A 17302-nucleotide genomic window follows, 5' to 3' on the forward strand; every position below is an offset into this window, starting at 1 on the left:
CTGGGGGCAACGAACCTGTGATGGAAAATCTAAAGACATGAGCGACGAACAACTCGACCCGCAAGCCCTGCAACAGGAAGAAAACTCCCTGATCGCCCTGCGCAAGGAAAAGCTTGCTGCCGAGCGCGCCAAGGGCAACGCCTTCCCCAACGACTTCCGCCGCGACAACTACTGCGATGCCTTGCAGAAACAGTACGCGGACAAGACCAAGGAAGAGCTGGCTGAAGCGGCGATCCCGGTCAAGGTGGCAGGTCGCATCATGCTCAACCGTGGCTCGTTCATGGTGATCCAGGACATGACCGGGCGTATCCAGGTCTACGTCAACCGCAAGACCCTGTCCGAAGAAACCCTGGCCTCGGTGAAAACCTGGGACATGGGTGACATCATCGCCGCCGAAGGCACCCTGGCCCGTTCCGGCAAGGGCGACCTGTACGTGGAAATGACCAACGTGCGCCTGCTGACCAAGTCCTTGCGCCCGCTGCCGGACAAGCACCACGGCCTGACCGACACCGAGCAGCGCTATCGCCAGCGCTACGTCGACCTGATCGTCAACGAAGACGTACGCCACACCTTTCGCGTCCGCTCGCAGATCATCGCCCACATCCGCAGTTTCCTGATGCAGCGTGACTTCCTGGAAGTGGAAACGCCGATGCTGCAAACCATCCCCGGCGGTGCCGCAGCCAAACCGTTCGAAACCCACCACAACGCGCTGGACATGGAAATGTTCCTGCGTATCGCGCCTGAGCTGTACCTCAAGCGCCTGGTGGTCGGTGGCTTCGAAAAGGTCTTCGAGATCAACCGCAACTTCCGCAACGAAGGCGTCTCGACCCGTCACAACCCTGAATTCACCATGTTGGAGTTCTACCAGGCGTACGCCGACTACGAAGACAACATGGACCTGACCGAAGAACTGTTCCGCGAGCTGGCGCAGCTGGTCCTGGGCAGCACCGACGTGCCGTACGGCGACAAGGTGTTCCACTTCGGCGAGCCGTTCGTGCGCCTCTCGGTGTTCGATTCGATCCTCAAGTACAACCCCGAGCTGACCGCCGATGACCTGAACGACATCGACAAGGCTCGCGCCATCGCCAAGAAAGCCGGCGCCAAGGTGCTGGGCTTCGAAGGCCTGGGCAAACTGCAGGTGATGATTTTCGAAGAGCTGGTGGAGCACAAGCTGGAGCAGCCGCACTTCATTACCCAGTACCCGTTCGAAGTGTCGCCGCTGGCCCGTCGCAACGATGACAACCCGAACGTCACCGACCGTTTCGAGCTGTTCATCGGCGGCCGCGAAATCGCCAACGCCTACTCCGAGTTGAACGACGCTGAAGACCAGGCCGAGCGCTTTATGGCCCAGGTGGCCGACAAAGACGCTGGCGATGACGAAGCCATGCACTACGACGCCGACTTCGTCCGCGCCCTGGAATACGGCATGCCGCCGACCGCCGGTGAAGGGATCGGCATCGATCGCCTGGTGATGTTGTTGACCAACTCGCCGTCGATCCGCGATGTGATCCTGTTCCCGCACATGCGGCCACAAGCGTAACCGTCGCGAAATCCAGAGCCGCCTTTTATAAGGCGGCTTTTTTATGTGGCGTTTATAAGCGTCAAGCAAACAGCGCCAGGTTTTGATCTGTTCAAGGATGTAAGTCGTGAACCGCGTAACCCCACAAGAAGGCGCCGCCGGCATTGCTGCTGCCGTGGTTGAAAGCGTCCAGTACCAGGGCCGCAAGGCCAGTCGCCAAGGCAGCGAGCAGCGCCGGCAAGATATTCTGGATGCCGCCATGCGCATCGTGGTGCGCGATGGCGTGCGGGCCGTGCGCCATCGCGCGGTGGCGGCCGAGGCGGGGGTGCCGCTGTCGGCGACCACCTATTACTTCAAAGACATTGACGACCTGCTCACCGACACCTTCGCCCAGTACGTGGAGCGCAGCGCCGCGTTCATGGGCAAGCTGTGGGTGCGTAACGAAGGTTTGCTGCGCGAGATGGTTGCCTATGGCGATGGCAGCCCGCAGTCGCGTTCGCAGTTGGCGGACGACATCGCGCGCTTGACCGCCGATTACGTCATGCGCCAATTGACCAACCGCCGTGAGCACCTGATGGCCGAACAGGCGTTCCGTCAGGAAGCCTTGCTCAACCCGCGCCTGGCGCAACTGGTGCGTTCCCATCAACAGATCCTGCTGCAGGGCACCGGGCAGTTTTTCCAGGTACTGGGTTCCCGCGAGCCGCAACAGGATGCCAAGGTGTTGACGGCGATTATCGGTCGGATGGAATATCAGGGCCTGCTGGGCGGCCCGGAGCCTCTGACCGCTGACGAGATGCTTGAGATTCTCAAGCGTTATATGCATTTGGTGTTGGCCTCGGTCTGACACCGGGGGAGTCCGATGAAAACCTGGCGTGTGGCGGTAATCGCCGTGTGGTTCCTGTTGCTCGGGGGTTGCCTGGTAACGTTCAAGGACCCGTTGCCCGCCCATGAGGCGGCGCCGGATGAATTGCTGGGCCATTGGAACAGCAGGAATGCCTGGGGCGAACCGCTCAATCTGCAAATCAGCCGCGCCGGTGAGCACCGTTACAAGGCGGTGAGCTACCCTAAAGCCTCGCCGACGCAGCGCGATGAGTACCTGTTTACCGTGACGCGTCATGGCAGCCGCTGGTACCTGTCGGCACCGTTGCCGGCCAGGTTCGGAGGGCACTATTTTCTGGCGGGATTCGAGTTCGACGATAAGCACGAATTGGTGGTCTATAACCTGGACCTCGAGCAGATTCGCCAGGCCATCGGGCAACAGCTACTGCAGGGCAGCCCCGTGGACACCGTCGAAGGCGCCGGTGTATGGGTCGACAGTGCCATGAACCAGGTGTTTGCCTACCTGGATGATCCGGCCAATGCCGATGTGTTCGTTGAAGCCGTGCGCTACCGGCGCGCGGGTCAATAACGTTTAAAGAGGAAATACCGGGTGGACGATTACCAGCAGACGATACGCACCTTGTCCGATCGCATTGTGCTGGCGCAAACCCCGATCCGCGTCCTCGACGCCGTGAAGTGGGACGAGAACATCCGTCAGGGGTTTCTCAAGGCCAAGGGCAAAGCCATGCCGGCCGTGGATCGCGACTATTACCTGAACCGGCCGCTGTCCTTCGACTCCAGCGCGGTGAAGCTGGAATTTCAGAATATCGAGCGTGACATCACCCGCCGTCTCGGCCAATTCAGCCCGGTCGGGCAGATCATGCGCCGCATGTGCAAGGAATACCGCATGGTGGTGCGCATGCTGGAGGCCCGGGGCACCGAGGATTTCGGCCTGATCTCCCAGGAACTGTACGGCGCTGCTTCCGATGCGTTCCACGCCGGCGACCCGACCCTGGCGGACCTGGGCCTGATGCTCTCCGATTACTTGAACAATATCGATGGCCGTGGCGACCTCAAGGACGAAGCAAAGACCCTGACCGCCAAGGACGCCGTGGCCCTGCTGCAGACCCGCCTGAACAAGGTGTTTGGCGAGGCCGAGGAAACCATCCGCGTGTTCGAGTCCGACGGTATCGTCGCCGACGCGGCGGCGGGAGCCGACTACATCAAGATCCGCGCCGACGCGATGTTCAACGACCGCGATGTGCGCGCCTTGGAAGTGCATGAAGGCCTGGTGCATGTGGGCACCACGCTCAACGGCCAGAACCAGCCGATCTGCACGTTCCTGTCCAAGGGCCCGCCGTCGTCGACCGTGACCCAGGAAGGGTTGGCGATCCTGATGGAGATCATCACCTTTGCCTCCTACCCCAGCCGCTTGCGCAAATTGACCAACCGCACGCGCGCCATCCATATGGTGGAGGAGGGCGCCGACTTCCTGCAGGTGTTCGAATTCTTCCGTGAGCAAGGCTTTGAAATGGCTGAAAGCTACGGCAACGCCAGCCGCGTGTTTCGTGGCTCGGTGCCGACCGGTCTGCCGTTTACCAAGGACCTGTCTTACCTCAAAGGCTTTATCATGGTCTACAACTACATCCAGTTGGCCGTGCGCAAAGGCAAGCTGGAACAGGTGCCGCTGCTGTTCTGCGGCAAGACCACCCTGGAAGACATGCGCACCCTGCGCCAACTGGTAGACGAAGGCCTGGTGGTGCCGCCCAAATATCTGCCCGACCAATTCCGTGACATGAACGCCCTGGCGGCATGGATGTGTTTCTCCAACTTCCTTAACCACCTGAGCCTGGATCGGATCGAGGCGGACTACTCCAATATCCTTTAAATGCTGTTATTTACGAGGCTTCAACGGATGAGAATCCTCGGCATTCTGTGCCTGCTACTCACATTGAACGGCTGCAGCTCGCTCTTGTTCTATCCCGAACCCGGCCTGCCGTTCACGCCGGAAAAAGCGCGCCTGGACTACCGCGACATCACCCTGACCACCGCCGACGGCGTCCAGCTGCACGCTTGGTGGTTGCCGGCCAAACCCGGCGTGCCGCTCAAGGGCACGGTGCTGCATCTGCACGGCAACGGTGGCAACCTGGCCTGGCACTTGGGCGGCAGTTGGTGGTTGCCGGAGCAGGGCTACCAAGTGCTGTTGCTGGACTACCGTGGTTATGGGTTATCGCAGGGCAAACCGTCGCTACCGGCGGTTTATCAGGACGTGGACGCGGCGTTCCGCTGGATCGATAAGGCCCCTGAAACCCAAGGCCAGCCCTTGATAGTCCTGGGTCAAAGCCTGGGCGGCGCGCTGGCCGTGCATTACCTGGCGGCGCACCCGCAGCGTCAGGCCCAGCTCAAGGCGCTGGTGCTGGACGGCGTGCCGGCCAGTTATCGTGACGTAGGACAATTCGCCTTGAGCACCTCCTGGCTAACATGGCCGTTGCAAGTGCCCTTATCCTGGCTCGTGCCCGACGCGGACAGCGCGATCAATGCCATGCCCCAGTTGAGCGGCGTGCCGAAACTATTGTTTCACAGCCTCGATGACCCGATCGTGCCCGTGGCCAATGGCATCCGCCTGTACCAGGCCGCACCGCCGCCCAGAGTCTTGCAATTGACCCGGGGCGGGCATGTGCAGACCTTTGCCGATAAAACCTGGCAAACCGTGATGCTGCGCTATCTGGACGACCCGCAACATTTCAATGGCCTGCGGCGCCTGGGCGAAATTCCGAACTATCCGACTCCTAACGTTGATCCATCAGAGAGCCCGCAATGAGCGAAGAACGCAACATGATCCCGCTGATCCTCACCGGCATCGGCACCATCATCGGTACCGTCGGTTGCCTGTGGTATTACGGCTACCTGCACTTCGCCAAACCGGAAGACGCGCTGTTGCTCAGCGATTTCACCATGCTCAAGACCGTGCCGGGCGAAGACTACAAGATCTCCCTGACCCTGGCCGCCCAAGTGGCACAGTGCGTGGATGGTGTGCTGGTCATGTTCGATACCGAGCAGAAAGGCCTGAGCGGCGTGCTGGTGAATAATAAAAAACAGGCGGTGCGTTGCATGGGCCAGGAAACCCCGCAATTGCAGCAATAGTTGGCTCGATGCCCACGCTTTGCAAATAGCTGGAACCCTTGCGCCTCAGTCGCCACTCACGGGGCAGTCAGCCTGGCTGACTCACCCTTTGGAAACAGCGAGCGCAGGAGAGTCGCGATGCAGATTGGTGCGATCGTTAAATGGCTGGAGATGGCAAGGGCGCAGGCGAGCCTGGATCTGTACCAGGAATGCGATGAGGAGCGGTCGCAACGGCAGCCTGAAAAGTTGCAGCAATCGACGGAGCCTGAGCCGGTGGGCTACGAAGAGAGCAAAGGGCCGATCCCGTTCTGAGGGCAAAAAAAACCACCGTTTCCGGTGGTTTTTTTGGGTGCATCAATCCATCAGTTAGCCATGGACGAACGTGGCTTGACCGGCTGGTTATCGTTGGAGATGGTCACTTCAACGCGACGGTTCATGGCACGGCCCGAAGCGCTGCCGTTGTCGGCAACCGGGTATTCCTTGCCGTAACCCTGGGTCACGATGCGCGAGATATCCACGCCTTGCTGGGCCAGTGCACGTTGCACGGAAGCGGCACGGCGCTCCGACAGGCTCTGGTTGTACGAGTCCGAACCGGTGCTGTCGGTGTAGCCTTCGACGATCACTTTACGGTCCGGGTTGTCGCGCAGGAACTGAGCCAGCTTGGTGATATTAACCAGGCCGCTGGATTTCAGGTCGGACTTGTTGGTGGCGAACAGCACATCACCGAACGTGACCAGTGTGCCGCGATCGGTCTGCTTGGCGTTCAGGCTGTCCTGCAGCTGCTTGATCTGCGCATCGCGAGCATCCAGCAGGGCGCGGGCACGTTCGTCGCCGGCGTTCTTCAGCTTCGCTTCGGATTCGCGCAGCACGATGGTGTCTTTGGCCACTTCAACGCGCTGGTTGGTCAGGTAGGCCAACTGGTCGACCTTCTTCTGGTCTTCCTTGTCGCGATAGGCTTTATCGGCTTTGTCCAGCCACTCCTGAGCGTCTTTGGTTTCCAGCGCCGCAAGCTTGGTGGCCTGTGGGTTGGTCTGCAGAGAGGAGAAGTTGGTGCGGGCGTTTTCCAGGTTCGCGTTCGGCGGGGTGGAGCAGGCCGCCAGGGCAACGCTCATTGCCAACAGGGCAGGGATCATCAGTTGTTTACGCATAATCGTGTCGTCCTTTCAATTCGATATCGGGTGCGGTGCAGTCAAGGGGCTCGGATTACTTCTGCTGGATAGCAGCCGGGCGCATGCCTTCTTTACGCAACTCGTCAACGGCCTTCTGGGAATCCTTCACCGCTTGCTCAGCTTTGGCAGCCTGGGCTTTACGTTCTGCGACACGGGCGTCCCACTCGGCTTGTTCAGCCAACATACGAGCCTTGTCGTAGTTTTTGTCGTGCATCGCGATTTCAGCTTCTTTGAGCTTGTCCTGGGCCGACTTCATTTCCACGGCTGCGAACTCGGTGCCGCCGGCGCTGACAGCGCTGTTGACCGCAGACTGGGTCACCGCATATTGCTCAGTCGGCGGGTTGCCGGCGCAGCCAGCCAGTACGAAGCTGGTGCCGATTGCCAGCGCGGCCAATTTGAGCCCGCGCAGGTGGTTAAACGAGGATTTGGCAGTGCTGGTCTTCATCGTCTTCAACTCCATTGGATAACTCCTGAAAAAATCAAAATCCATCTCAGTCAGTGAACGGCTGCGAGCCCGGTAATAAAGCGCCTGGTGCCCTTTCAAACGGCCGTTCCAAGTGATGGCTTACTGGCTGTGACCGGAGGCTTTTTTCAAAAGTTCAGTAGAGATGGCGATTTGCCTAAAAAAATAATTGACTGACTGGTCAGGGAAAAAAATTGGAACTTTTGCAGTGCCGGATAGTATTTCGGGCCTGCGTCAGGCCCGAAATACATAGGAAGGAGTGGATTAAACGACAGTACCTCAGTGCTGGGATTCGTCCGCACTGGTAGATAAATCATGCAGATAGCGACGCGACAGCGACAAAAAGCGTGGGGTGGGGCCGACGTCTTCGTACAGCGGGTCGCCCTCCTCATCGGTCGCAATCACGTGCTGACCCTTGATGTAGGGAAAGCTGGCTTCAAGTTCTTCAAGCGCGGCGCCGATCAGCTCGCCCAGTAACTCTTCGGTGTTGCGCTTGGGGTACATCTCGGCGATGGCCGCCAGCCGGGCGGCGGCTTCTACATCCAGGTGAATCGCGTATTCGGTCTTGGTCAGGCGACCCTTGGCATTCTCTTCCCAGTGCTGGGCCAATTCTCGGATTTTCATGGCAACCTCAATAAAGCCCACGGTGGGCGGGCGGTGATGAGTGACCAGCCGCTCGCGTATCGCGACGGCTTAACGTTGAGACTAGCTGCAACCCACAAGGTTTAAAGTCTTGTCATAAAACAATGCGGGCGGCACTCTGGCAGGTCTGCGCGTCCCGGATTTCTGGCTGGAGAGTGGCTGATGAGTGATATCGATGCACGCTTGCGAGAGGATGTTCACCTGCTGGGTGAGCTGTTGGGCAACACGATTCGAGAGCAGTATGGCGACGATTTTCTCGACAAGATCGAGCAGATCCGCAAAGGCGCCAAGGCCGACCGCCGTGGCACCGACTCGGAGAAAACCGCTGGCGATGAACTGAGCGCCAGCCTCAACCAGTTGCAGGAAAATGAACTGCTGCCGGTGGCCAGGGCTTTCAACCAGTTCCTCAACCTGGCCAACATCGCCGAGCAGTATCAGTTGATTCATCGGCGCGATGAATCGCAGCCCGCCCCCTTCGAAGCCCGTGTGTTACCCGAGTTGCTGGCGCGGCTGCAAAGCGAAGGCCACAGCGATGAGTCCCTGGCCCGCCAATTGGCGAGCCTTGAGATCGAACTGGTGCTCACCGCCCACCCGACCGAAGTGGCGCGCCGTACGCTGATCCAGAAATACGACGCCATTGCCGCGCAGTTGGCCCTGCAGGACCACCGCGACCTCACCAGCGCCGAGCGCGAGCAGATCCGCGAGCGCCTGCAACGTCTGATCGCCGAAGCCTGGCACACCGAAGAGATCCGTCGCACCCGGCCCACCCCGGTGGACGAGGCCAAATGGGGCTTCGCGGTGATTGAACATTCGCTGTGGCACGCCATCCCCAATTATCTGCGCAAGGCCGACCAGGCCTTGCATGCCGCCACCGGCCTGCGCCTGCCCCTGGAGGCCGCGCCGATTCGCTTTGCATCGTGGATGGGCGGCGACCGTGACGGCAACCCGAACGTGACCGCGCCGGTCACCCGAGAAGTCCTGCTGCTGGCGCGCTGGATGGCCGCCGACCTGTACCTGCGCGATATCGATCACCTGGCCTCCGAGCTGTCGATGCAACAGGCCAGCCCGGCGCTGCAGGCCAGGGTCGGCGACAGTGTCGAACCCTATCGCGCCTTGCTCAAGCAGTTGCGCGAACGCTTGCGCGCCACGCGCCAGTGGGCCCACACCGCATTGAGCAGCAGCACGCCGGCGCCCGCCGAGGTGTTGCAGGACAACCATGACCTGCTCGAACCGCTGCAGTTGTGCTACCAGTCGCTGCATGCATGCGGCATGGGCGTGATCGCCGATGGACCGCTGCTCGATTGCCTGCGCCGCGCGGTGACGTTCGGCCTGTTCCTGGTGCGCCTGGATGTGCGTCAGGATTCCACTCGCCATTGCGCGGCCATGACCGAAATCACCGACTACCTCGGCCTTGGGCGCTACGAAGAGTGGGACGAGGAGACCCGTATCCGTTTCCTGATGCAGGAACTGGACAACCGTCGACCGTTGCTGCCGGGTTATTTCCAGCCGTCGGACGACACGGCCGAAGTGCTCAATACGTGCAGGGAAGTGGCGGCAGCCCCGGCGGCATCGCTGGGTTCCTATGTTATTTCCATGGCCGGCGCGGCCTCGGATGTGCTGGCGGTGCAGTTGCTGCTCAAAGAGTCGGGCGTGCAGCGACCGATGCGCGTAGTGCCGCTGTTCGAAACCCTGGCCGACCTGGATAACGCCGGCCCGGTGATTGAACGATTGCTGCTGTTGCCGGGCTATCGGGCCCGGTTGCAAGGCCCGCAGGAAGTGATGATCGGCTACTCCGACTCGGCCAAGGACGCCGGTACCACCGCCGCCGCCTGGGCGCAGTACCGCGCGCAGGAGCGTTTGGTGGACATCTGCCGCGAACAGCAAGTGGAGTTGCTGTTGTTCCACGGCCGCGGCGGCACCGTCGGCCGTGGCGGCGGCCCGGCGCACGCGGCGATCCTGTCCCAGCCTCCGGGCTCGGTAGCGGGGCGCTTTCGCACCACCGAGCAGGGCGAAATGATCCGCTTCAAGTTCGGCCTGCCGGACATCGCCGAGCAGAACCTTAACCTCTACCTGGCCGCCGTCCTGGAGGCGACGCTCTTGCCGCCACCGCCGCCTGAACCGGCCTGGCGCCATTTGATGGATGAATTGGCGGCGGACGGTGTAAGGGCCTACCGCGCCGTGGTGCGGGAAAATCCGCAGTTCGTTGAATATTTTCGCCAGTCCACCCCCGAGCAGGAGCTGGGGCGCCTGCCCTTGGGCAGCCGCCCGGCCAAGCGCCGCGCGGGTGGTATCGAGAGCCTGCGCGCCATCCCGTGGATCTTCGGCTGGACCCAGACGCGCCTGATGCTGCCGGCCTGGCTCGGCTGGGAGGCCGCGTTGAGCAAGGCCCTGGAACGGGGTGAGGGCGACTTGCTGGGGCAGATGCGCGAGCAGTGGCCGTTCTTCCGCACCCGTATCGACATGCTGGAAATGGTTCTGGCCAAGGCGGATGCGGATATTGCGCGGCTGTATGACGAGCGCCTGGTGGAGCCCGATCTGTTGCCATTGGGTGCGCACTTACGCGACCTATTGTCGCAGGCGTGCTCGGTGGTGCTAGGGCTGACCGGCCAGTCGCAACTGCTGGCCCACAGCCCCGATACCCTGGAGTTCATCCGCCTGCGCAACACTTACCTCGACCCTTTGCACCTGCTGCAGGCCGAATTACTGGCGCGCTCGCGTCGCCAGCAAGCCGCGCAGGACAGCCCTCTGGAACAGGCGCTGCTGGTGTCCGTGGCCGGTATCGCGGCAGGCCTGCGCAACACCGGCTGAGGTTTTTCGCGTGTTCTCAATAGCTTGCGGGTAAACCTCGACGACCGCCCCGAATGGGGCGGTCGCTGTTCAAGGGCCAGGGTTGCACGTTGGCATACCCTACCTATGACGCATGCGCGGCGCGGGTTCCTCCGACTTTCGGCGGCTTGTGTGGGCAGGGCCTGCTGTGTATCTTGATCAGCCTTTGGCCGTTTGGTCGGCCCGAATCACATTTTTACGAGATTGGCCCCATGCGGCGAATCCGAGCGTCATCTCTATAAAAAATTGAGGAGCACATCGATGCGCGTCATTCTGCTGGGAGCTCCCGGGGCCGGTAAAGGTACTCAGGCAAAGTTCATCACTGAAAAATTCGGCATTCCACAAATCTCTACCGGTGACATGCTGCGCGCCGCGGTAAAAGCAGGCACCGACCTGGGCATCCAGGCCAAGAGCATCATGGACGCCGGCGGCCTGGTTTCCGATGACCTGATCATCGCCCTGGTCAAGGACCGTATCGCGCAGCCTGACTGTGCCAACGGCTTCCTGTTCGACGGTTTCCCTCGCACCATTCCCCAGGCCGAGGCGCTGGTAACGGCCGGTGTCGAACTGGATGCGGTGGTGGAAATCGCGGTTGATGATGAAGAGATCGTCCAGCGTATCGCCGGTCGTCGCGTTCACGAAGCCTCGGGCCGCGTGTACCACACCGTCTACAACCCGCCGAAAGTTGAAGGCAAGGACGACATCACGGGCGACGACCTGGTACAGCGCAAGGACGACACCGAAGAAACCGTGCGTCATCGCCTGTCGGTCTACCATTCCCAGACCAAGCCGCTGGTGGATTTCTACCAGAAGCTGTCCGCTGCCAACGGCAAGCCCAAGTGCAGCCACATCCCGGGCGTTGGTTCGGTGGAAGCCATCACCGCCAAGGTCATGGAAGCCCTGAGCTGATCACCCGCTCGGCGTTACACACAACGGCCCGCTTGCGGGCCGTTGTTGTTTATACTGGCGCACTTTTTTCCGACTTGGACACCGACACCGATGAGCACCCTGCTGGCCCTGGACACCGCAACCGAAGCTTGCTCCGTTGCCTTGCTGCACGACGGCAAAGTAACCAGCCACTACGAGGTGATCCCACGCCTGCACGCGCAGAAGCTGTTGCCGATGATCAAGCAACTGCTCGAAGACTCCGGCACCACATTGGCGTCGGTGGACGCTATCGCCTTTGGTCGCGGCCCCGGCGCATTTACCGGTGTGCGCATCGCCATCGGCGTAGTACAGGGCTTGGCCTTTGCGCTGGAGCGCCCGGTGCTGCCGGTCTCCAACCTTGCCGTGCTGGCCCAGCGCGCCTTGCGTGAACACGGCGCCGTGCAGGTGGCCGCCGCCATCGACGCGCGGATGGATGAAGTCTACTGGGGCTGTTATCGCGCAGCCGAAGGCGAAATGCGCCTGGTCGGCACGGAGGCCGTGCAGCCTCCCGAAGCGTCGGCGCTGCCGCAGGACGCCAGCGGCGACTGGTTCGGCGCGGGCACCGGCTGGGGCTACGGCGAGCGCATCGCGGTCAAGCTGGCTGGCCAGGATGCGGCCATGCTGCCCCATGCCGAAGACCTGCTGACCCTGGCGCGTTATGCCTTCGAGCGCGGTGAGGCGATCCCCGCCGATCAGGCGGCACCGGTGTACCTGCGCGATAAAGTCGCGCAAACCAAAGCCGAACGCGGGCTGATTTGACGCCAAAGTGATGGCAATCTGCGCCAATCGTCAGAATTTGCCCCAGGATTTAAACCTTTTTCAAATTATGTGTTCTAGTTATCACCAGAGCATTTGCGCGCAACGGAAGTCGCCACTAAAATGCCATCACTGATAGCGAGTTCGCATCGATGCGTATAGACGGATTTTCCTCACAGTCCTACCCCCTCAAACGTAAGCCGCGCAAGGCGAACGTCACGGTAGACGATTCGGTCGAAGATTCGCCGGACTTCATCGAAGTCCAGTCCGAAGCAGCGTCGTCGGCCCAAAGCGCCGGCAGTGCGCGTATCAGCGGCCTGCCTGCCCGTCAGCAGGATATGGTGTTCCCACGTTCCATGAGCAAAAGCGTTGCCACGGCCCTGGCCAGTTACCTGACTACCGCCGGCTTTGTCGAATGGGATATGGAAGTGCTGGGCCTCGACGTTCACATCTGATGCGTCGGCCTTACTACCTCGGTTGCCCGTCCTGGAGTGAAAACGCCTGGCGTGAGTATCTTTACCCAGCCGACGCCCGCGCCAGCGATTACCTCGCCCTTTATTCCCAAGTTTTCAACGCCGTTGAAGGCAACACCACTTTCTACGCTCGCCCCTCGGCCGCCACGGTGCAGCGCTGGGCCGAAATCATGCCCGAGGATTTTCGTTTCACCGCCAAATTCCCCAGGGATATCAGCCACGATGGCGATCTGCGCGAGCAACTGCCGGCGGCAGAGAGCTTTGTGGGCCTGATGAGCCCGTTGGGTGAGCGCGTCACGCCGCTATGGCTGCAGTTGTCGACCTCGTTCTCACCGCAGCGCCTGGCGGAACTGGCCGGTTTTATCGACGGGCTTGAGCGTCCGATGGCGGTGGAAGTCCGTCATCCCGAGTTCTTCGCCAAAGGCGATGCCGAGCGCAGGCTTAATCGCCTGTTGCGTGACCGGGGTGTCGAGCGCATCTGCCTGGACCCGCGTGCGTTGTTCAGTTGCACCTCGACATCGCCGGCGGTGCTGCACGCGCAATCGAAAAAGCCCAAAGTGCCGCCGCGGCCGGCTGCGCTGACTCAGTTTCCGCAGGTGCGCTTCATTGGCCATCCGGAGCTGGAGGCCAACGACCCGTTTCTAGTGCCTTGGATTGAAAAAGTCGCCGGTTGGATCGAAGAGGGCCGCACTCCCTACGTGTTTCTGCATACCTCGGACAATCGCCTCGCCGCCCAATTGGCCATGCGCTTTCATACCCAACTGATGGCACGCTTGCCCGGCCTTGCGCCGTTGCCCATGTTGGATCGCGAGCCCGAAGCGGAGCAACTGGGGTTACTCTAAGGTTCCTTTTCCCGCCTGGAGCCTGCCATGGATGCTCAAACCCTTCGCGCCGAAACCTTCAAGCTCCTGCATGAACGCGACCGCGCGTTCGTGATGCCCAACCCGTGGGACGCCGGTTCCGCCGTGATGCTTGCCAGCCTGGGGTTCGAAGCCTTGGCCACCACCAGCGCGGGTTATGCCTTCAGCCTTGGTCGGCCGGATGCGGAGGGCGCTTTGTCTCTGGACGACACCTTGCTCAACGCGCACCAGATCGCCCAGGCCACGACACTGCCGGTGGCGGCCGACCTGGAAAACGGCTTCAGCGACAGCCCGGATGGCTGCGCCCAGACCATCCTGCGTGCGGCGGCCACGGGGATTGTCGGCGGTTCCATCGAAGACGCCACCGGACACTCTGGCGATCCCATTTATGCCTTCGACCTGTCTGTGGAGCGAGTACAAGCGGCGGTAGTCGCGGCCCGCAGTTTGCCGTTTGCGTTCACGCTCACCGCCCGCGCGGAAAACCTTCTGCATGGACGTCTGGATCTGCCCGACACCCTCCGCCGTCTGCAGGCCTACGCCGAGGCCGGTGCCGATGTGCTTTACGCACCGGGCCTGCGAACTGCCGATGAGGTGTTGGCGGTGGTCAAGGCGGTCGCGCCCAAACCGGTGAATGTGTTGATGTCCGGTGCGCTGAAACTCAGCGTCGCGCAATTGAGCGCGATGGGCGTCAAGCGCATCAGCGTCGGCTCGGCGATGGCGCTGGCCGCTTACGGCGAGTTCTATCGCGCGGCTCAGGAAATCCGCGAGCTGGGCACCTTTACCTTTACCGATCGCTCGATGCCGTTCAGCACGGCCAATCAGTTTTTCAAGGTCTGACCCATGCGGTTTATCAAGGTGATGGGCGTGCTGCTGGTGCTGGGCGGCGCGGTGGTTGTTGGTGTGTGGCGTGGCTGGGTGCCGTTGCCACCAGAGTGGAATCCATGGGCGCCGCTGGATGTGCGCGCCAGCCCGAACCTGTTGACGCGTTTTAAGCTGGGACGTCTGCAGGACGACCCGGCGCTGTGCGATCAGGTGCTGAAGACGTCAGGCTTGCGCGTGAGCCATCAAGCTGATTCACCCGCCGATGCCGCCTGTCCATTGCGCAACACCTTGCGCGTGCAGGGTGCAGAGGTGGGATTGAGCAGCAGCTTTCTCGCCAGTTGCCCGCTGGCCGTGGCGTTCGCGCTGTTCGAGCGCCACAGCCTGCAACCGGCGGCCCAGGCGGCGTTTGGCCAAGCCGTGACGCGGGTCGATCACCTGGGCAGTTTTGCCTGCCGCACGATGTATAACCGTGCCGGCGGGCGAATGAGCCAGCATGCATCGGCCAATGCGCTGGATATCGCCGGCTTTCGCTTGGCCGACGGACGCAGCATCAGCGTGCTCCGGGATTGGCCGGGGGAGGGCGCCAATGCGCGGTTCCTTCGCCAGGTGCGCGACAGTGCCTGCGATGATTTCAATGTAGTGTTAAGCCCGGACTACAACGCCGCGCACCGTAATCACTTTCACCTGGATATGGGGCGCTGGTGGGTGTGTCGCTGAGGATCAGGCGGCCAGGCGCAGGTTATGGGTGATCAATGGGCGCGCCCAGTAGTAGTCGAAGTCCAGGGCTTTTTGCTGCTCCACCAACGCTTCTTCGGGGTAAGGCGTAGGCGGCGGTGGCAACAGGTCCAGTTCGAACTCAGCGATCGGCAAGTGCAGGGCGCGCGGTTCCGGCGCGGGGGCTGGCTCCGGCAATGGCTGCCCGGCGCTCAGTACGATGGGGCGTACCCAGCCGCTTTCGAAATTCTGCTGACGTTGCTGGGCGACGATTTCCTCTTCCGGGAATGGCGTGGCGGCCGGTGGCAACAACTCGGTTTCGAATTCAGCGATGGGCAGGAACAACGGTTCTGGCGGGGCGATTTCGGTGTCTTTGACGTCGCACTCGCGCTGAGTGAGGATCTGCGACAGCAGGTCGGCCCCGGCGCTGGGTTCTACCGCCGGGTCCATCGGTGCCGGCGCCTGGGCCGCCAGCGCGTCCGGCGTGTCGCCGAGCTGCTCGGCCAATGCCCGGGCGAAGAAGTCCTGCCACACATGACTCACGCCGGCCAGCGCTTGTGTATTGCGCAGGCCGTAGTGGTTGTGGGTCGGCAGTACACCGATGGTTAGGGGGAGAATGTCTGACATTTTCTTCGGTCGACGCTCAGCTCTGGCAAAATACCTGACTGTTGGTTTTATCGGCCGGTATTGGCCGATCCTTAATATTTTTGAGCGTAGCGATTGATGAGCGAACAACCAGCGGCCAGCCGCATCCGGGTCGAGGCCTTGGCCGACGCTTTCCAGGCCCGCGCCGAGCAGTGGGCTGCCCAGCTTGGCTTGCCGCTAATGCTGGCGGATGCGGATTTTTCCTTGCAGGTCGGCGAACACGGCCTGCAATTGCAGCAACTGAGCCCTGACGCGCCGGGGCCGGTGCGTGTGGACTTTGTTGAGGGTGGCGCGGCGCACCGACGGTTATATGGCGGAGGCAGCGGGCAGATGATTGCCAAGGCCGTGGGCATCGCCCAGGGCGTACGCCCGCGAGTGCTGGATGCCACGGCCGGTTTGGGCAAGGATGCCTTCGTGCTGGCCAGCCTGGGTTGCGATATGAGCCTGATCGAACGCCAACCGTTGATTGGCGCTTTGCTTGAAGACGGCCTGGCGCGTGGCGCGGATGATTTCGAGGTGGCGCCGATCGTGGCGCGCATGCAGTTGCTGAAGGGCAACTCCATCGAGGTGATGCGCAACTGGGAAGGCGAGCCGCCTCAGGTCATCTACCTCGATCCGATGTTTCCGCATCGTGAGAAAACGGCCCTGGTGAAGAAGGAAATGCGCCTGTTCCGTCCACTGGTGGGCGATGACCCGGATGCTCAGGCCCTGCTCGCCGCAGCATTGGCCCTGGCCAGCCACCGCGTGGTGGTCAAGCGCCCGCGCAAGGCGCCGTGCATCGATGGGCCCAAGCCAAGCCATGCGCTGGAGGGTAAATCCAGTCGCTATGACATTTACCCCAAAAAAGCACTCAAGCCCTGAAATCCTTTAAGGCTTATAGGCCCGCATAAACAATCCCACCACATCCTGCACATGGGCTTCGGCGGCGTCCTCACTCAATTGGCCGCCGCAGCCATACAGCAGGCAGAAGTTCGCCGTGCCTTTGAGCAGGCAGAAGAAATGCTCGGCCGCCTTGAACGGCTCGTCGATGCTCAGGGCGCCACTCCGGTTGATTGTGCTGAGCAGACGCTCCATGCCCTGCAGCATGCGCATCGGGCCGGCCTCGAAAAAGATCTGTGAGAGTTTCACGTCCTGGCTGCCGGTGGTCATCATCAGCCGGTGCAGGTTCACCGATTCTTCGCTGTTGATCAGCCGATGGAAACCCCGGGCGATGGTCAGCAGTACCGTTTCCACCGGCACGCCTTCGGGCATCTCGAAATACATCACCGGCAATTGTTCCTCGCACTTGGCCACGACGGCTGCGGTGAACAAGGTTTCTTTGTCGGTGAAGTGGCTGTAGACCGTAAGTTTCGACACGCCGGCCTCCAAGGCCACCGCGTCCATGCTGGTGCTGGCGTAACCATTGCTCAAGAACAGGAATTTGGCTGCTTCGAGGATTGCCTGGCGTTTTGCCATATCCTTGGGACGCCCGGGGCTATTGATGTTGAGAGGATTGTCGGACATTTTCACCTTTAATACTGGACTGGCGAGTTTGGTATTAATAA

Annotated in this window: 20 protein-coding genes; 15 read left to right on the top strand and 5 right to left on the bottom strand. The window is 61.4% G+C overall.

The genetic code is table 11. The features are described 5' to 3' along the window. Nucleotides 1–37: 37 nt before the first annotated feature. The 7 genes from lysS to PSH94_RS06500 all read left to right on the top strand — a co-directional run bounded on the left by lysS (nucleotide 38) and on the right by PSH94_RS06500 (nucleotide 5773). Nucleotides 38–1540: a lysine--tRNA ligase gene (gene lysS / locus PSH94_RS06470; protein WP_305436904.1), complete on the top strand. Its 1503-nt coding sequence runs from the start codon at nucleotides 38–40 to the stop codon at nucleotides 1538–1540. Between the two features lie 106 nt (nucleotides 1541–1646). Then, nucleotides 1647–2363, top strand: coding sequence for a TetR/AcrR family transcriptional regulator (locus tag PSH94_RS06475; protein WP_181079154.1), 717 nt, complete (start codon nucleotides 1647–1649; stop codon nucleotides 2361–2363). A gap of 15 nt (nucleotides 2364–2378) precedes the next feature. Further along, nucleotides 2379–2927, top strand: coding sequence for a hypothetical protein (locus PSH94_RS06480; protein WP_305436906.1), 549 nt, complete (start codon nucleotides 2379–2381; stop codon nucleotides 2925–2927). 21 nt (nucleotides 2928–2948) lie between these two features. Beyond that, on the top strand, nucleotides 2949–4226 hold the full coding sequence (locus PSH94_RS06485; protein WP_181079161.1) for a flavohemoglobin expression-modulating QEGLA motif protein: 1278 nt from the start codon (nucleotides 2949–2951) through the stop codon (nucleotides 4224–4226). Nucleotides 4227–4253: 27 nt separating this feature from the next. Then, the gene (locus tag PSH94_RS06490) at nucleotides 4254–5159 is read left to right on the top strand and encodes an alpha/beta hydrolase (RefSeq protein WP_181079164.1); all 906 of its coding nucleotides are present in this window, start codon (nucleotides 4254–4256) and stop codon (nucleotides 5157–5159) included. Next, entirely contained in the window at nucleotides 5156–5482 is a 327-nt protein-coding gene (locus tag PSH94_RS06495; protein ID WP_305436908.1) for a hypothetical protein, read from the top strand. Before PSH94_RS06490 ends, PSH94_RS06495 begins: the two co-directional genes overlap by 4 nt. A 117-nt stretch (nucleotides 5483–5599) precedes the next feature. Further along, nucleotides 5600–5773 carry a hypothetical protein gene (locus PSH94_RS06500; RefSeq protein ID WP_181079167.1) on the top strand — a complete coding sequence of 58 codons (174 nt, stop codon included), beginning with the start codon at nucleotides 5600–5602 and terminating at the stop codon, nucleotides 5771–5773. 50 nt (nucleotides 5774–5823) lie between these two features. Here PSH94_RS06500 and PSH94_RS06505 read toward each other — a convergent pair whose 3' ends face one another. The 3 genes from PSH94_RS06505 to PSH94_RS06515 all read right to left on the bottom strand — a co-directional run bounded on the left by PSH94_RS06505 (nucleotide 5824) and on the right by PSH94_RS06515 (nucleotide 7717). Continuing rightward, on the bottom strand, nucleotides 5824–6609 hold the full coding sequence (locus PSH94_RS06505) for an OmpA family protein (RefSeq protein ID WP_181079170.1): 786 nt from the start codon (nucleotides 6607–6609) through the stop codon (nucleotides 5824–5826). 55 nt (nucleotides 6610–6664) lie between these two features. Continuing rightward, nucleotides 6665–7090, bottom strand: a complete 426-nt coding sequence (locus PSH94_RS06510; protein ID WP_065886057.1) for a DUF4398 domain-containing protein — start codon at nucleotides 7088–7090, stop codon at nucleotides 6665–6667. A 282-nt stretch (nucleotides 7091–7372) separates the two neighbouring features. Then, nucleotides 7373–7717: a pilin assembly protein gene (locus tag PSH94_RS06515; protein ID WP_181079173.1), complete on the bottom strand. Its 345-nt coding sequence runs from the start codon at nucleotides 7715–7717 to the stop codon at nucleotides 7373–7375. Nucleotides 7718–7897: 180 nt separating this feature from the next. Between PSH94_RS06515 and ppc the strand changes: the two genes are divergently transcribed. The 7 genes from ppc (at nucleotide 7898) to PSH94_RS06550 (ending at nucleotide 15116) form a co-directional block, all read left to right on the top strand. After that, on the top strand, nucleotides 7898–10543 hold the full coding sequence (ppc, locus tag PSH94_RS06520; protein ID WP_305436910.1) for a phosphoenolpyruvate carboxylase: 2646 nt from the start codon (nucleotides 7898–7900) through the stop codon (nucleotides 10541–10543). Nucleotides 10544–10822: 279 nt separating this feature from the next. Beyond that, complete coding sequence (adk, locus tag PSH94_RS06525) at nucleotides 10823–11470, top strand: adenylate kinase (protein WP_181079179.1); 648 nt, start codon at nucleotides 10823–10825, stop codon at nucleotides 11468–11470. A gap of 90 nt (nucleotides 11471–11560) precedes the next feature. Continuing rightward, entirely contained in the window at nucleotides 11561–12247 is a 687-nt protein-coding gene (gene tsaB / locus PSH94_RS06530) for a tRNA (adenosine(37)-N6)-threonylcarbamoyltransferase complex dimerization subunit type 1 TsaB (protein ID WP_305436911.1), read from the top strand. Nucleotides 12248–12396: 149 nt separating this feature from the next. Then, nucleotides 12397–12699: a hypothetical protein gene (locus PSH94_RS06535; protein ID WP_181079185.1), complete on the top strand. Its 303-nt coding sequence runs from the start codon at nucleotides 12397–12399 to the stop codon at nucleotides 12697–12699. Next, the gene (locus PSH94_RS06540) at nucleotides 12699–13559 is read left to right on the top strand and encodes a DUF72 domain-containing protein (protein ID WP_181079188.1); all 861 of its coding nucleotides are present in this window, start codon (nucleotides 12699–12701) and stop codon (nucleotides 13557–13559) included. Before PSH94_RS06535 ends, PSH94_RS06540 begins: the two co-directional genes overlap by 1 nt. A 27-nt stretch (nucleotides 13560–13586) precedes the next feature. Continuing rightward, the gene (locus PSH94_RS06545) at nucleotides 13587–14414 is read left to right on the top strand and encodes an oxaloacetate decarboxylase (RefSeq protein WP_266248217.1); all 828 of its coding nucleotides are present in this window, start codon (nucleotides 13587–13589) and stop codon (nucleotides 14412–14414) included. A 3-nt stretch (nucleotides 14415–14417) separates the two neighbouring features. Further along, nucleotides 14418–15116 (top strand): extensin family protein, encoded by a 699-nt coding sequence (locus PSH94_RS06550; protein ID WP_305436914.1) that lies wholly within the window; start codon nucleotides 14418–14420, stop codon nucleotides 15114–15116. 3 nt (nucleotides 15117–15119) lie between these two features. On the opposite strand, the gene PSH94_RS06555 is transcribed toward PSH94_RS06550, so the two are convergent. Continuing rightward, nucleotides 15120–15740: an energy transducer TonB gene (locus tag PSH94_RS06555; RefSeq protein ID WP_181079196.1), complete on the bottom strand. Its 621-nt coding sequence runs from the start codon at nucleotides 15738–15740 to the stop codon at nucleotides 15120–15122. 96 nt (nucleotides 15741–15836) lie between these two features. On the opposite strand from PSH94_RS06555, the gene PSH94_RS06560 reads away from it, so the two are divergent. After that, nucleotides 15837–16619, top strand: coding sequence for a class I SAM-dependent methyltransferase (locus tag PSH94_RS06560; protein WP_253510902.1), 783 nt, complete (start codon nucleotides 15837–15839; stop codon nucleotides 16617–16619). Nucleotides 16620–16625: 6 nt separating this feature from the next. On the opposite strand, the gene PSH94_RS06565 is transcribed toward PSH94_RS06560, so the two are convergent. Beyond that, nucleotides 16626–17261, bottom strand: coding sequence for a TetR/AcrR family transcriptional regulator (locus tag PSH94_RS06565; RefSeq protein WP_305436916.1), 636 nt, complete (start codon nucleotides 17259–17261; stop codon nucleotides 16626–16628). Nucleotides 17262–17302 lie beyond the last annotated feature (41 nt).

It is taken from the genome of Pseudomonas sp. FP2254, from assembly GCF_030687695.1.
Lineage (GTDB): Bacteria > Pseudomonadota > Gammaproteobacteria > Pseudomonadales > Pseudomonadaceae > Aquipseudomonas > Aquipseudomonas quebecensis.